The sequence below is a fragment of the Cloacibacterium normanense genome (genome assembly GCF_002943105.1).
In the GTDB taxonomy this organism is placed as follows: domain Bacteria; phylum Bacteroidota; class Bacteroidia; order Flavobacteriales; family Weeksellaceae; genus Cloacibacterium.
In genome coordinates this window covers 56,890-71,262 of record NZ_PTPZ01000002.1, presented here as the reverse complement: position 1 = coordinate 71,262, position 14,373 = coordinate 56,890, and the positions used below count along the sequence as shown (strand labels likewise).

Annotated in this window: 14 protein-coding genes; 9 read left to right on the top strand and 5 right to left on the bottom strand. The window is 31.4% G+C overall.

All coding sequences use genetic code 11. The features are described from left to right. Window positions 1–32: 32 nt before the first annotated feature. The 9 genes from C3729_RS03305 to serS all read left to right on the top strand — a co-directional run bounded on the left by C3729_RS03305 (window position 33) and on the right by serS (window position 9,857). Window positions 33–1,364 (top strand): (Fe-S)-binding protein, encoded by a 1,332-nt coding sequence (locus C3729_RS03305; RefSeq protein WP_104792859.1) that lies wholly within the window; start codon window positions 33–35, stop codon window positions 1,362–1,364. A 72-nt stretch (window positions 1,365–1,436) separates the two neighbouring features. Next, a complete protein-coding gene (locus tag C3729_RS03300) occupies window positions 1,437–2,222 on the top strand; it encodes a (Fe-S)-binding protein (RefSeq protein ID WP_104792858.1) in 786 nt (261 codons plus the stop codon). Then, window positions 2,212–3,348, top strand: a complete 1,137-nt coding sequence (locus C3729_RS03295; RefSeq protein WP_104792857.1) for a hypothetical protein — start codon at window positions 2,212–2,214, stop codon at window positions 3,346–3,348. Before C3729_RS03300 ends, C3729_RS03295 begins: the two co-directional genes overlap by 11 nt. A 12-nt stretch (window positions 3,349–3,360) precedes the next feature. Then, entirely contained in the window at window positions 3,361–3,849 is a 489-nt protein-coding gene (locus C3729_RS03290; RefSeq protein ID WP_104792856.1) for a hypothetical protein, read from the top strand. 111 nt (window positions 3,850–3,960) lie between these two features. Beyond that, window positions 3,961–5,097 carry a glycosyltransferase gene (locus C3729_RS03285; RefSeq protein WP_165785707.1) on the top strand — a complete coding sequence of 379 codons (1,137 nt, stop codon included), beginning with the start codon at window positions 3,961–3,963 and terminating at the stop codon, window positions 5,095–5,097. Next, window positions 5,094–6,743: an asparagine synthase-related protein gene (locus C3729_RS03280; RefSeq protein WP_104792854.1), complete on the top strand. Its 1,650-nt coding sequence runs from the start codon at window positions 5,094–5,096 to the stop codon at window positions 6,741–6,743. The genes C3729_RS03285 and C3729_RS03280 overlap by 4 nt, the downstream gene beginning before the upstream one ends. Next, a complete protein-coding gene (locus C3729_RS03275; protein ID WP_104792853.1) occupies window positions 6,744–7,988 on the top strand; it encodes an oligosaccharide flippase family protein in 1,245 nt (414 codons plus the stop codon). It abuts the gene before it with no gap. Window positions 7,989–8,006: 18 nt separating this feature from the next. Then, window positions 8,007–8,513, top strand: a complete 507-nt coding sequence (locus tag C3729_RS03270) for a hypothetical protein (protein WP_104792852.1) — start codon at window positions 8,007–8,009, stop codon at window positions 8,511–8,513. A gap of 75 nt (window positions 8,514–8,588) precedes the next feature. Continuing rightward, window positions 8,589–9,857, top strand: coding sequence for a serine--tRNA ligase (gene serS, locus C3729_RS03265; RefSeq protein ID WP_104792851.1), 1,269 nt, complete (start codon window positions 8,589–8,591; stop codon window positions 9,855–9,857). 66 nt (window positions 9,858–9,923) lie between these two features. Here the strand turns inward: serS and C3729_RS03260 are convergent, their stop codons facing one another. From C3729_RS03260 to C3729_RS03240, 5 genes are all read right to left on the bottom strand, one after another. Then, window positions 9,924–10,709, bottom strand: coding sequence for a hypothetical protein (locus C3729_RS03260; RefSeq protein WP_104792850.1), 786 nt, complete (start codon window positions 10,707–10,709; stop codon window positions 9,924–9,926). 39 nt (window positions 10,710–10,748) lie between these two features. Then, entirely contained in the window at window positions 10,749–11,483 is a 735-nt protein-coding gene (locus tag C3729_RS03255; protein WP_104792849.1) for a sulfite exporter TauE/SafE family protein, read from the bottom strand. Further along, entirely contained in the window at window positions 11,474–11,923 is a 450-nt protein-coding gene (locus C3729_RS03250) for a FixH family protein (RefSeq protein WP_069800310.1), read from the bottom strand. Before C3729_RS03250 ends, C3729_RS03255 begins: the two co-directional genes overlap by 10 nt. Before the next feature lie 20 nt (window positions 11,924–11,943). Next, on the bottom strand, window positions 11,944–13,389 hold the full coding sequence (gene ccoG, locus C3729_RS03245) for a cytochrome c oxidase accessory protein CcoG (protein WP_104792848.1): 1,446 nt from the start codon (window positions 13,387–13,389) through the stop codon (window positions 11,944–11,946). Window positions 13,390–13,459: 70 nt separating this feature from the next. Continuing rightward, window positions 13,460–14,329, bottom strand: coding sequence for a cbb3-type cytochrome c oxidase N-terminal domain-containing protein (locus C3729_RS03240; protein WP_104792847.1), 870 nt, complete (start codon window positions 14,327–14,329; stop codon window positions 13,460–13,462). Between the last annotated feature and the right edge of the window lie 44 nt (window positions 14,330–14,373).

Here is a 14,373-nt window from a genome sequence, read left to right as displayed (position 1 = left end):
AACGTATTTTTGAAAAAGAGAAAAAAATAACTATGCAATATTTAGACAATATTTTATTCCTTGTTTTACTGATTGCTGGTTTCGGTCTGTTTTTTAAAAGTTTAAAAGAAATTTACCGAAATATAAAACTAGGAAGAGAAATCAATCGTTCTGATAACCCATCAGAAAGATGGAAAACAATGGCGACTGTTGCTCTTGGGCAAAGCAAAATGAAAAAACGCCCAGTTGCAGCATTCTTGCACATGATTGTTTATGTAGGCTTCGTGATTATCAACATTGAATTGATTGAAATCATTGTAGATGGAATTTTCGGAACACACCGTTTCTTAGCTTCAATTTTTGGAGATACACTTTACGGAATTTTCACTGCTACATTAGAAATTTTAGCTGCGCTAGTAGTGATTGCTGTAGTAGCATTCTTCATCAGAAGAAATGGTCTTAAAATTCCTAGATTATCTTCTATCGACCTAAAAGGTTGGCCAAAAAATGATGCCAATTGGATTTTGGTAATAGAATTCTGCTTAATGATGGCGTTTTTCAAAATGAATGCAGCGGATTGGTTGCTTCAGCAAAATGGCGTTTTAGCAGCACACGGAAGTTTCCCTGTTTCATCAAATCTCATTGCACCGATTTTTCAATCTTTCGGTTTAAATGATGGGTTTTTACATTTCATAGAAAGAGGAGCTTGGTGGTTCCACTTTGTAGGAATTTTGTTCTTCATGAACTATTTATATTATTCTAAACACCTTCACATCATTTTTGCATTCCCGAATACTTGGTATGCTAATTTGGAGAAAAAAGGTAAATTCAATAATTTAGAATCTGTAACTCAAGAAATCAAATTAATGATGGATCCAAATGCAGATCCTTATGCAGCGCAACCAGAAGGAGCAGAACCTCCAGCTAAATTTGGCGCTGAAGATATTTTTGATTTGAATCAAGTTCAGTTATTAAATGCCTATTCTTGTACAGAATGTGGAAGATGTACTGCGGTTTGTCCGGCAAATATTACAGGCAAAAAACTTTCGCCACGTAAAATTATGATGTCTACCAGAGACAGAGTAGAAGAGGTGGGCAAAAATATCAACAAAAACGGAAAATTCGTAGATGATGGTAAAAAGCTCTTAAACGATTATATTACCAAAGAAGAATTATGGGCTTGTACAAGTTGTAATGCTTGTGTAGAAGCTTGTCCGGTATTGATTGATCCGCTTTCAATTATTGTAGAAATGCGTAGATTCCTGGTTATGGAACAATCTGCTGCTCCACAAGAATTGAATATGATGATGACTAATATCGAAAACAATGCTGCACCTTGGCAATACAACCAAGCAGACAGATTAAATTGGGCAAACGAAAATTAATGTGACAATGAGATGATGTGTTGATGCGAAAATTAGCACGTCAGCAAATTAACAAATTAGCATATTTACAATATGGATTTCACTATAAAAACAATGGCAGAATATGCTGCCGAAGGAAAATCTCCAGAAGTTCTTTTTTGGGTAGGTTGTGCAGGAAGTTTTGACGATAGAGCCAAAAAAATTACCAAAGCATTTGCTAAAATTTTAAATAAAGTAGGAGTAGAATTTGCAGTTCTTGGGCAAGAAGAATCTTGTACTGGAGACCCTGCAAAACGTGCCGGAAATGAATTCATTTTCCAGATGATGGCATTAACGAACATAGAAGTTTTAAACGCTTACGAAGTAAAGAAAATCGTAACGGCTTGTCCACATTGCTTCAATACTTTAAAAAACGAATATCCTAGTTTAGGTGGAAATTACGAAGTAATACACCATACACAATTGCTTCAGCAATTGATGGAACAAGGAAGACTAAAAATAGAAGGTGGCACTTTCAAAGGTAAAAAAATCACTTTCCACGATCCTTGTTATTTAGGAAGAGCGAATGATGAATACGAAGCTCCAAGAGTTCTTTTAGAAAAATTAGATGCAGAATTGGTAGAAATGAAGCGTTGTAAAACCAACGGATTATGTTGTGGAGCTGGAGGTGCACAAATGTTTAAAGAACCAGAAAAAGGCAATAAAGACATCAATATTGAAAGAACAGAAGAAGCTCTTGCGCTTAATCCAAAAGTAGTAGCAACAGGTTGCCCATTCTGTAATACAATGATGACCGATGGTGTAAAACACTTCAACAAAAATGAAGAAGTAGAAGTAAAAGACATCGTAGAATTAATTGCTGAAGCAGATGATCTTTAAAACTAAAAAGTGGTTTTTAATAGACATTTTATATATATTAATTGCTTTAAGCTTTAGTATATATAATTTTCAAAATAGAGAGTATGATTGGGATTTACCTGGATATGTTGGAGCTTTATTGGTAAGCGAAAATGATGGATATACTAAACAAACTCATAATCTAGTTTATAGTGAAATAAGGAAGGAATCTACTCAAAAAGAATTTAATAAAATTATTGGATTAGGAAAAGATAACGCAACGAATTACTTCTATAGAAGTAAACTTGCTTTTCAAGAACAATTACCTTATTATCAAATAAAAATTGGGTATAATTTGTTAGTAAGAGCTTTTTATTTGATGGGTTTTTCTGCTCCTTATTCTGTCTTGTATCTTAATTCACTCTTGTTTTTTATTTCTATATTATTTTTTTATTTTTCATTAAAAGCTATCTATTTAGAATATCCGTTTTTCGTTTTTTTTGCTTCTGTTTTGTTTTCATCATTGCCTGTTCTAAATTATTTATCTAGAATTGCTTCGCCAGACATTTTATTAGTTTTACTACTACTAGTTTTTGCTAATTTTGTTATAAATAATAAAAAACCTATTTATGTATTTTTTATTATTTTTTTAATAGTTTTTTCAAGACCTGATTACATTATATTTGGGTTTAGCTTTTATTTTTTTAAAATATTATATGAATATTTTTTATTAAAAAAAATTAATGTTAATAATTTAATATTTATAATTTTAATTGGAACAGTCTATTTTTTAATAGTTAAGTATTATAATTATCCTGGTTGGAAACATGTTTTTTATGACTCTTTTATTTATAGAAGGAATTATATAAGTGAACAAAATCCAGAATTTAGTTTAAAAACTTATATTGATATAATATTAAAAGGAATTGTTAACATGAAGAAAGTAATCCTTAGCTCATTACTTTTAACTTTTAGTATTCTATATTTAAGTAAAAATATTTGGATTAAATTTGTAGCGGTAAATTTATTTTTAAATATTTATTTAAAGTTTTTATTTTTTCCTGCTGCAGGTGAGTATAGATTTTATATTCCCTTTATTTTTGCCTTATTTTTAATATTTTTGTTTGAGTTGAGAAAAATTGATTTTATTAAACTTAAAAAAATATAATTTATTTAAATTATGAAAATAGAAGAATCAACCATAGTAGAGACTAATGACTTCAAAGTCATTATTTATCCTGCTTCTAGAGCGTTAACTGCTAAAGAAGTAAAGGAAATTACGGAGAAATTGTATGATTTTCTTCCTACTTGGAATGCACATGGAAAAGGATTAACGTCTTCTTTTAAAATTGATCATAAACAATTCATTATCATTACAGTAGACGAAGAAAAAGTACAGGCTTCTGGCTGTTCTATGGATTCTCTAAATGGTGTAATGAGAGAAATCGAGGCAGAATATCAATTAGGAATTTTTGACAGAATGAAAGCTTGCTACAAGGAAAATGGTGAAGTAAAAACCATGAAACTGACCGATTTTAGAACTGCGGTTAGAAATGACGAAATTTCAGAAGAAGTAGAAGTTTTTGATTTTTCTAAAGACACTTACGTAAATTATTTATCAGACTTTTTACTTCCTTTCAAGCGAAGTTGGGCTGGTTTTATCAAATAAAATTCAATAGAGTCGGACTTTAGTCCGACTTTTTTATTTCAAACTTCAATTTGACTTTGTCAAAATCTATTTCCTAGAAAGTTTTCTTTAAATTTGTATAAAACTATCTGTTTGAGCATTCATACACGACATAAAATTCTCTTCATTTCGTCTTGGTTTCCTAATAAACTTGAACCTACGAATGGAAACTTTGTGCAACGTCATGCAGAAGCCGTTTCTTTACTTCATGATGTGGAAGTTCTTCATGCAATTGGTGATTTTAACCAAAAAGAGAAATTTGTTTTTGATGATGAAATGATCAATGGAATCAGAACGCTGATTGTTTACTACAAAAATTCCAAGAACCCTTTGCAGAATTTTTTGAGAAGAATGAAAGCCTATCAATTGGGTTTCAAAAAAATGCAAAAGCCAGATTTAGTTCACGGAAATGTTCTTCATAACAATATGCTTTTTGCAGTTTCCTTGAAAAGAAAATACGGAATTCCGTTTGTGATTTCAGAGCATTGGTCGGTTTTTCAAGAGCAAAATCATCATAAAATTTCTAAATCGGCTCGTTTTTTAGTAAAAAAAATCGCAGAAAAAGCATCTTTCATTATTCCTGTTACCGAAAATTTAATTTCGGGTTTGCAAAAATTAGGAATTAATACTCCTATGAAAGTGGTAGGAAATGTGGTAGATACAGATTTGTTTTCGCCAAAATTTGAGAAGTCAGAAAAGTTCACTTTTCTACATATTTCGAATCTTATTTCGCTAAAAAATCCCGAAAAAATCATCAAAACAGCGATAGATTTACGCCAAATAAATCAGAATTTTGAATTACAAATTGGTGGTGATGGAGATTTGAAGCCTTTACAAAAAATGATTCACCTGAATAATGCAGAAAGTTATATTAAAACTTTCGGGATGCTTAATTTAGAACAAGTTTCAGAAAAAATGAAAGCTGCGAATTGTTTTGTACTTTTTAGTGATTATGAAAATCAACCTTGTGTGATTTTAGAAAGTTTAGCTTCTGGAATCCCTGTTATTGCCACAAAAGTGGGTGGAATACCTGAATTATTAAATGAAAAAAGAGGTGTTTTAATAGAGAAAAATGATAGTCATGCTTTATTAGAAGCCATGAAAAATGTGCTACAGAAAAATGTAGCATTAGAATCTTCTGAAAATTTAAGAAAATACGTAGTAGAAAATTTCTCTAAGTCCGTAATCGCCGAAAAATTTTCTGAAATTTATAATCAAGATTTATCATGAGAAAAGGATTTTCGGTAAGAATTTTCAATGGAGAAATAGAATCTTTTTGTAGATTTCAAGAGGGTTTGTTTGATAATGTGATGATAGAAAATGAAAGTTTTCTCATTGCAATGGAAGGAGTAATTCTCAATAAGAAATCACTTTGCCAAGAATTTGCTTCAACAAATTTTAAAGACCTAGTTTTTAATTTATTCAAACAAAAAAGACAACATTTTTTTGCGCTTTTGGAAGGGGAATTTTCAGGATTCATTATTGATAAAAGTGAAAAAACAGTATTTGCTTTTACCAATGTTACTTCTACACAAAAAGTTTTTTATTATCGTTCAACGGATTTAATCATCATTGATACTTCTATTAAAAATATTGTGGAGGATTTAAAATCCAATAAAATTCATTTTTCTATAGATGTAGAAAGTATTTACCAAATGTTGGCTTTTACCAATATCATTGAAAATAAAACACCGATAAATGATATTTTTAAAATTTATGACGCATCATATATAAAAGTAGATGCGGGAAATTTATCTATAAAAGAAGAACAATATTTTAATGTAGAAGCAGAGAGGTTTTTAGGAAGTAAAGAAGTAGCAATTAATACCATTGATGAAATTTTCTCAAAATCTGTCGCTCTAGAATATGAGAAAGATAATGAACTCGGCAAAGAATATTTTTCTCTTTTAAGCGGAGGTTTAGACAGTAGAGTTGCGGTTTTATATGCAGAAAAATTGCAGCTAAATCCCGATAAAATGTTTTGTTTTTCGCAGAGCAATTATTTAGACGAAACCATTTCTAGAAAAATTGCCGAGAAATTTAATTTTGATTACCATTTTGCTCCATTAGATGGAGGGATTTTCTTGAAAAATATTGATAAAATGATTTCCATCTCAGAAGGAATGATTTTATATACAGGTGCTATTCATGCAGATTTTGCAATACAACAATTTTATAACGAACAATTTGGGCTTATTCATTCTGGGCAAATTGGTGATGGCGTTTTAGGTGGATTTAACATGATTCCCGATGTACAAAAGCCTACCAACAAGAAAATAGTAGTCAATAGTCATTTTTTGCCAAAAGTTTCCGAAAATTTAGAAAAAATAAAATCTCAATATGAGAGAGAAGAGCTTTTTTATCTCAGGAATATCGCTTTTAATAGAGCGGTTTTTGGAGGTCAAGTGTTCCAACAGTTCTCGTATCAGACTTCTCCTTTTATGACCAAAGATTTTATGAGTTTTGCTATAAGTTTGCCGGAAAAATGGAAATTTAATCACCGTTTTTACTTAGAATGGATTAAAGAACATTGCAAAGAGGCAACTCTGTTTAAATGGGAACGAACCATGATGAAACCCAATGCTCATTGGAAAACGACTCTTGGAGATCATTTTAACAAAAGATTGGTGAATGTTTTTTACAATAAAATTTTCGGAAAGGAATATAAAATAAGCATGTATCCGTATCAATATTATTTTGATTCAAGTCTAGAAATTCAATCTTTTTATAACGACTATTTTCAATCAAATATTGATCTTTTAGATGATTATAGAGAACTTCAAAAAGACATTTTAGAGTTATATCATCATAAAGATTTCTTCTCCAAATCTTCTGCAGTCAATATTTTAGCTATTTTTAAATATTATTTGTCGTAAATGAAGAGTCTTCAAGAATTTTTGCAGAATTTTTTTAAAAATAAAGGTCAATATGTGTTTTTTTCACTATTGATTGCAAAAATCTGTGGATTTATTTCGTCTATTGCGGTGGTAAGATTGCTTCCGCAAAGTGATTTTGGAATCATGACGATTGTGGCTTCTGTTTTTGCGGTTTTTGCAACTTTTAGTGGATTTGGTTCTGCGCAAGGATTTCTAAGATTCGGTGCCATTGCAGAACAAGCAGAAGAAAAAGAAAAACTTCATCAGCATTTTTTTCTTCAAGGATTTTTGTATCAGTTAATTCTTTCTGTTCTGTTTATTCTTTCGAGCATTTTTTTCGTTCAGAAATACGGAGATGTTTTGCTGATTTTTATATTTTTTACCATTCGTCTGATTGGTTTTTATTTTTTCAATCATATACAATCTTATTTTAGAGTATATCATGATAACAAGAACTTTGCTCGAGTGAATAATGTGGTTAATGTTTTTGGACTGATTTTAATTATTATTTTAACTTACTTTTTCGGGTTAAAAGGTTATTTATTGGCTATTTCACTTGCTCCATTTTTATCTTTATTCTGGTTTTTTAAATATAAAATTCTAAACTTTCAGAGAATAAAACTTCAGAAAAAAGAACTTTGGAGTTATTCGTTTCATGCTGTTTTTACTGCTTTTTTATCAGATTTATTATTTTCTTTAGATATTTTACTTCTAGGATTTTTATTAAACGAAAATGCGGTAGCAGATTATAAAGTGGCGATTATTTTGCCATCCAATCTTACCTTTTTGGCAGTATCTATGTTACAAGCAGATTTTCCAAAAATTGCAAAAAACGCTCATAATCAATTATTTATAAAAGATTACATTTTGAATTACTATAAAATTTTCATTCCGATTTGTTTAGTCATTTTAGGAGTTTCATTTTTCTTTGCCAAAGAAATTTTAACGCTATTTTTCTCATCTCAATATGCTCATGAAACCCAAGTGTTTTTAATTTTGGTCATAACATTTTTAATGAATATGTTATTCAGAAATTTATTTGGGAATTTACTTTCTGCAGTGGGAGAAATGAAGAAAAACACTATCATTTCTATATTTTCGTTGATTGTTTTGGGTATTTCTGCTTTTATTTTAGTCCCAAAATTTCAAATTTTAGGGATGGGAATTAGTGTTTTTTTAGCGATGAGTTTTTCGGGATTTCTAGGGATGTTTTTTTTCTGGAAGTATTTTAAAAAATTAGGTTAGAAAAATTATCTTTGCAATATGAAGTTCAGCAGATTAATCATTTTAGGGATTTTAATTTTTCTTAGCTCTTGTAGAGGAGAAGATGAAAGTGACTTGCAGAAAATAGACCAAGTTCTTAATATTTACATCAAAAATTCTGCTGGGAAAGATTTGCTCAATACCAATATTCCTGGAGGTTTTACCGCTGTGAGAGCTCAGGATTTAAATGCAGATAGAGCTTTGCAAGAGATTACAGGAATTTCCGTCAAAAAAGACCAAGACACGATTGCTTATGTAGATTACGCAACTGGAGCGGTTAGAATTTTAAAGGATTCTATTTCGCCAAGTCAAAAAACGTATCAGTCTGATTTTTACATCAATCTTTCTAAAATTGTAAATAAAGAAACGGTAACAGATGTAGACACCTTAAAAGTAGAGTACAATTGGTCTCCTAACTTGTTTCAAGTCTCCAAAGTTTGGTATAACAATAAACTTTCGTTTTCTAATGTGGAAGGACAGCCAAACATCATTCATATCGTAAAATAATTCAGTAAATTTGCATAAATCATTAAAATTTGAGTTTTATTTCGGACTCAAATCTTAACTCTCAAACCAAATAAGATGTTACAAGTAAGTTTTTTGCGCGAAGAAAAAGAACGCGTTTTAGAAGGTCTTAAAAAAAGAAATTTTAAGCAATTAGAATTGGTAGATGAAGCTATCCAATTAGATGACGAACGTAAAAAAACACAACAAGAATTAGACTCGCAATTGGCTGAAATCAATAAAATTTCTAAAGAAATAGGAATTTTAATGAAAGAAGGTAAAAAAGAAGAAGCCGAAGCTGCAAAATCTAAAACTGCTCAATACAAAGAGTCTTCCAAAGAACTTACTACAAAACTTTCGGAAATTGAAACTTCTTTGCTTAATATTTTATACCAAATTCCTAATATTCCTTATCATTTGGTTAAAGCTGGTGTTTCTGCAGATGATAACGAAATCGTTTATCAATCTCACGAAGTTCATGGATTGGGAGAAGGTGCAATTCCGCATTGGGAATTGGCTAAAAAATATAATTTAATTGATTTTGAATTAGGTGTTAAAATCGCTGGAGCAGGTTTCCCAGTTTATTTAGGAAAAGGAGCGAGATTACAAAGAGCTTTGGTTCAATATTTCTTAGATAAAAATACAGATGCTGGTTATTTGGAAGTAAATCCGCCACATGTTGTAAATGAAGCTTCTGGTTATGGAACCGGACAATTGCCAGACAAAGAAGGACAAATGTATCACGTAGGAATTGATGACTTATACTTGATTCCAACTGCAGAAGTTCCCGTAACGAATATTTACAGAGATGTCATTTTAGACGAGAGAGATTTACCAATTAAGAATACTGCTTTCTCACAGTGTTATAGAAGAGAAGCGGGAAGTTATGGTGCTCATGTTCGTGGGTTGAACAGATTACACCAATTCGAAAAAGTAGAAATTGTAAGAATTGAAAAGCCAGAAAATTCATATGCAGCTCTTGAAGAAATGGTAGCGCATGTAAAATCTATTTTAGAAGATTTAGAATTGCCTTTCAGAATTTTAAGACTATGTGGTGGAGACCAAGGTTTCACCTCTGCGATGACTTATGATTTCGAAGTTTGGAGTGCAGCTCAAGAAAAATGGTTAGAAGTTTCTTCGGTTTCTAATTTTGAAACTTTCCAGGCGAATCGTTTAAAATGCAGATTCAAAGGAGACGGAAAAACGCAATTAGCCCATACATTAAACGGTTCTGCAATGGCTTTGCCTAGAATTATGGCAGCTTTGTTAGAAAACAATCAAGTAGAAGGCGGAATTAAGTTACCGAAAAAAGTAGCGGAATACGCTAGATTTGAAATGATAGATTAAAGGCTTTCTGCATTCAGCAATAAGCTTTCAGCATAAAAAACCACCGAAATTTCGGTGGTTTTTGTTTTATTCTGTAATGATGATTACTTTTTTGTCCTTTTCGTTGAGTCTTAAACTTTCGTCAAAAAGTTGTTCAAAAGAGAAAGACATATCAATGGTATAATCGTCTATTTTCTTTACCCAATCGTGTTTTCCTTGGATGGATTTTATTTTGGTTTCAAACTTAATTTTGTTGTTGAATTTAGTGTTAAACATCTTCATCATAGCAAGTGCAGATTCTGCTTCTGCTTTAGCTGAATCCGTTTTAGCTTCTAAAGTCATTTCTTTTTTTAAGGTTTCAGAAAAAGTTTGAGGATTAAAATATTCTGTATCTAATGTTAATGTTTTTCCGTCCCAAATGGTTTTGTCAGAACTTGTGGCACTAATAAAATTGCTTTTTTTAGATGTTCTAGAGAAATTTTTGATTTCTTCTGGAGTTAATCTATCCATTTTAAAAGCAATTCCCGTCATTTCATTATTTTCAAAATTAGATTTTACAAACATTTTTTTGATTAATTGAATGCTGTCTTTGTCTTTAGTCATCGTGATTCCCTTTTTTTCTGAATCTTCTTGCATGATTTCGTACATGTTTTTCCAATCTCTAGGGTACATTTCGAAATCTTTAAATTTATTATCAGAATTTGCAGAATCACCACCCATGTTTTTTGCCATCGCAAGTAAGTCTTTCATGTCAATGTTCATGAGAACACTAGTGGTTTTATCTTGATGATAAGTGGTAACAGAATCTACAGCACAAGCTTGGAGAATAATGGCCAATAGTGGAATTAGCCAAAAAGTAAATTTTTTAAGCATAGATTTGATTTTAAAATTCTGAGCTAAAAGTAAGAAAATTTAGTGACAGTTTTCGTCTGAAGTTTTCTCGGAGTTCATTTTCTTTTCTACCTTCAAAGCTTCCTTTTTAGGTGAGATGTAAGGAATACCTAATTCTAGACCTCTTAGAATGAATAAACCTCCTAAAATGAGCATAATAATCGGTACAATCTTAAGAATTTTGTTTCGAAGAGCCGTGTTAATTAGATTTCCGAAAAGAACAGTGGCAAACATGAACGGAAATGTTCCCAAACCGAAAATAGCCATAAAACTTGCGCTTTGCCAAATTCCGCCTGCTGCTAAACTTGCTGTAAGTGCCATGTAAACCATTCCGCAAGGAAGAAGTCCGTTTAATAATCCTGTTAAAAATCGAGAGGAATAATCAGATTTTTGTAAAAATTTTCCGAGATTGATTTTAACTTTAAGTAAAGCATTATTAATGGCTGGAATTTTTGAGGCAAAATCTCCTCCGAAAGAGAAAAGTGCCATAATCATCAATAAAACTCCAGCAAAAATGCTGATGTATTGCTGAATTCCTGCGAGCTGAAAACCTTCGCCAACAATTCCTACAATGGCTCCTAAAATAGAATAAGTGAGAATTCTGCCGAATTGATAAGTAAGATTTTGAAGGTGGAAATTAACTTGTTGTTTTTTAGACAATCCTAGCGAAAGCGCAATGGGACCGCACATTCCTATACAGTGGAATCCGCTTGCAAAACCTAAACCTAGTGCCGCTAAAATAAGGGTTATTTCCATTCTACGTCATAATCTACTTGGTAATCTTTTCCATCTTTGGTCCACAAAACTTTTAGTGTATATGAACCAGGAATCATAAAATTCTTAGGGATTAAAAAGCTATTATCAGCATCTAGTTGAACAGAACCTGTTTTGTCTTGGGTTTTGTCATTGGTTCTGTATAAATAGTATTCTATTTTAGCATTTTCATTGTTGATATCTTTAGGGAAAGCAATTCTAATTCCGTAAGGCAACTGCGCATATTGAGGTTTTGCAGTTAAGGTTGCAGCATTATTTTTAGCATCGATCACTTTTTGATAAGATAATTCGTCTTCATAATAATTTTCGGTAACCAACTCAGAATTCTGTTTACCAATTGGAAAAATGAAAATTAAATACAAAATAAAGGATATAAAAAGTCCTAAAGCGACTACTATACCATGTCCCCAAGTGAATTTCATTAAAAATATTTTTTAAAAAATTAGAATTGTAACTTAAATGGACCTTCAAAATTAGTTTCGAAAGTGTCTAAAAGTTTTCCTTTAGAATCATAAACGCCAAAAGTAACAATTAATTTTGGTTGGTTCACTTCTTTTTCTGGGAAACTTACATTTACAGTTCCTTTGGTGATTTTGTCACGTTTTAGAGCGATAGTACTGTTTCCACTAAAAATAACTTCACCATGTGTTGGTTTAATTACTTTAATGGTTACCATTTTATCGTCATTGGTTTTGTTTAGAAGGGTGTAATTGTAGGTATTATTAATTTTTCCATCTTTCACATAGAAAGAACTTCCTGCTGGTTTGATGAATTTAGCTTCTAAACCACCTCTGTTGTTTAATAAATAACCTAAAACACCAACTAATGCTAATAGAACAAGCGAGTACGCTTTCATTCTATTCGTAAATTTGAATTTTTCTTCTTTTTCGATTTCGTCTTCTGTAGCGTAACGAATAAGACCTGTAGGTAAACCTGTTTTGATCATTACTTCATCACAAGCATCAATACACATAGTACAGTTGATGCATTCTAACTGTTGACCATTTCTGATGTCTATACCAGTAGGACAAACAACTACACACTGATTACAGTCGATACAATCTCCTTTTCCTTCAGCTTTTCTGTCTTCGCCTTTTCTCCATTTTGCTCTGTTTTCTCCTCTTTTATAATCGTAGAAAACGTTTACGGTTTCTTTGTCAATCAATACACCTTGTAATCTACCATAAGGACAAACAAGTGTACACACTTGCTCTCTGAACCAAGCAAAAACGAAGTAAAATAATCCAGTGAAAATTACCATTACAATGAAATTAGTAGGGTATTCTACAGGACCACCTTTCATGATTTTTAGCGTGTCTTCTACACCTACGATGTACATGAACATCCAATGCGTAATGATAAGAGAGATTACTACATATACAGACCATTTCAATCCTTTTTTCCAGATTTTTTCTGCATTCCAAGGTTGACTGGCTAATCTAATTTGTTTGTTTCTATCTCCTTCAATCCAAAATTCTATTTTACGGAAAACCCCTTCCATAAAAATAGTTTGTGGACAAATCCATCCACAGAAAATTCTTCCGAAAATTACGGTAAAAAGAATAATGAAAACAAGAGAAGTAATTGCTCCTAATGCAAGAATAAAGAAGTCTTGCGGATAGAATGGTTGCCCGAAAATAAAAAATTCTCTATCGATAATATTTATTTTGAGCATTGCATTTCCATTTATTTTAAGAAATGGAGTAATAAAGAAAATGGCTAATAAAATGAACGTGACAATATCTCTGTAATTGGTAAATTTCCCTTTTGGTTTTTTAGGATATACCCATTTTCTAGAACCTGTTTGTTCTATAGTTGCTACAGAATCTCTGAAGGTTTCTGTATGAATTACTTGACCAGCGCCAATTTGTTCTTCTTTATTAGCCATTTTTGTATGTTATTTATTATAAAAACTAACTTTTCATATTTTCTTTTATAACAAATATAATTTTTTAAATTTATTTTTCCCAATTTGCCTTGGTTCCTTGTGGAGCAGCTCCACCAGCAGCATCTGGCATTTCTTGGTTAATGTGGTAGATGTATGCAGCTACTTTTTCGATGTCGTTACCGTTAAGAACTCCATTTTTACCGAAAGCTTGCATTGCAGGATTGTTTGGACTACCATTTTCAACCATGTGGAATACATTTTTAAATAATGTTTTTTCTGGTTGATTGATCCAGAAATCATCAGTTAAGTTTGGTCCAATTCCTCCTTTTCCACCTTCACTGTGACATGATACACAGTTTGTTTTGAAGATTTGTTCTCCTTCTGCAATATTATCTGCATTGTATTTTGCAGTTTCGATAGTCGCTTTAGGAGTAACCGCGTCATAAGCTGCGATATCTGCTAATTGCTGTTTGTGCTCTGCTTCATATTCTTTGTCTGGGTGAGCAAAATCTGAAACTGAGTATGCAATTAAATAAACTACTGCATAAATTACGCCAAAGTAAAATAGACCTAACCACCATTTTGGTAATTGATTATCTAATTCTTTGATGCCATCAAAACCGTGGTCAATAAGGATGTCTTTTTCTTCAACATCTGATTGTTTTTTGAAAGCACTATCATATAATCTTTTGAAATATGGTATTTCTTTTTCTTTTAAGAAAGTTGCTTTTTCTGCATCTGTCATTTGCTTGAATCTTTCGTTTTCAGCTAATGCACCGATTGCATTGAAAATGTATGCTAAAACAATACCAATTACTATGGTTCCCCAGAAATAAGGAGAAGATAAGAAAGAGGTATTTTGTATAAACATGTAGAATAAAAATACTAAGATAAATAATATTGCTACTATGTTTACAAGTACGGGTGTTCTATGTTTCATGACTCTTGTTTTTTAGAACTTTTAATTGTTATGATCATCTTCTA

Excerpts from the sequence above, each read along its gene's own strand:
- ccoG (WP_104792848.1), bottom strand. The coding sequence starts at position 13,389 with ATGGCTAATAAAGAAGAACAAATTGGCGCTGGTCAAGTAATTCATACA.
- C3729_RS03240 (WP_104792847.1), bottom strand. The coding sequence starts at position 14,329 with ATGAAACATAGAACACCCGTACTTGTAAACATAGTAGCAATATTATTT.
- C3729_RS03290 (WP_104792856.1), top strand. The coding sequence starts at position 3,361 with ATGAAAATAGAAGAATCAACCATAGTAGAGACTAATGACTTCAAAGTC.
- C3729_RS03270 (WP_104792852.1), top strand. The coding sequence starts at position 8,007 with ATGAAGTTCAGCAGATTAATCATTTTAGGGATTTTAATTTTTCTTAGC.
- C3729_RS03260 (WP_104792850.1), bottom strand. The coding sequence starts at position 10,709 with ATGCTTAAAAAATTTACTTTTTGGCTAATTCCACTATTGGCCATTATT.
- C3729_RS03255 (WP_104792849.1), bottom strand. The coding sequence starts at position 11,483 with ATGGAAATAACCCTTATTTTAGCGGCACTAGGTTTAGGTTTTGCAAGC.
- C3729_RS03280 (WP_104792854.1), top strand. The coding sequence starts at position 5,094 with ATGAGAAAAGGATTTTCGGTAAGAATTTTCAATGGAGAAATAGAATCT.
- C3729_RS03250 (WP_069800310.1), bottom strand. The coding sequence starts at position 11,923 with ATGAAATTCACTTGGGGACATGGTATAGTAGTCGCTTTAGGACTTTTT.
- serS (WP_104792851.1), top strand. The coding sequence starts at position 8,589 with ATGTTACAAGTAAGTTTTTTGCGCGAAGAAAAAGAACGCGTTTTAGAA.
- C3729_RS03305 (WP_104792859.1), top strand. The coding sequence starts at position 33 with ATGCAATATTTAGACAATATTTTATTCCTTGTTTTACTGATTGCTGGT.
- C3729_RS03300 (WP_104792858.1), top strand. The coding sequence starts at position 1,437 with ATGGATTTCACTATAAAAACAATGGCAGAATATGCTGCCGAAGGAAAA.
- C3729_RS03295 (WP_104792857.1), top strand. The coding sequence starts at position 2,212 with ATGATCTTTAAAACTAAAAAGTGGTTTTTAATAGACATTTTATATATA.
- C3729_RS03275 (WP_104792853.1), top strand. The coding sequence starts at position 6,744 with ATGAAGAGTCTTCAAGAATTTTTGCAGAATTTTTTTAAAAATAAAGGT.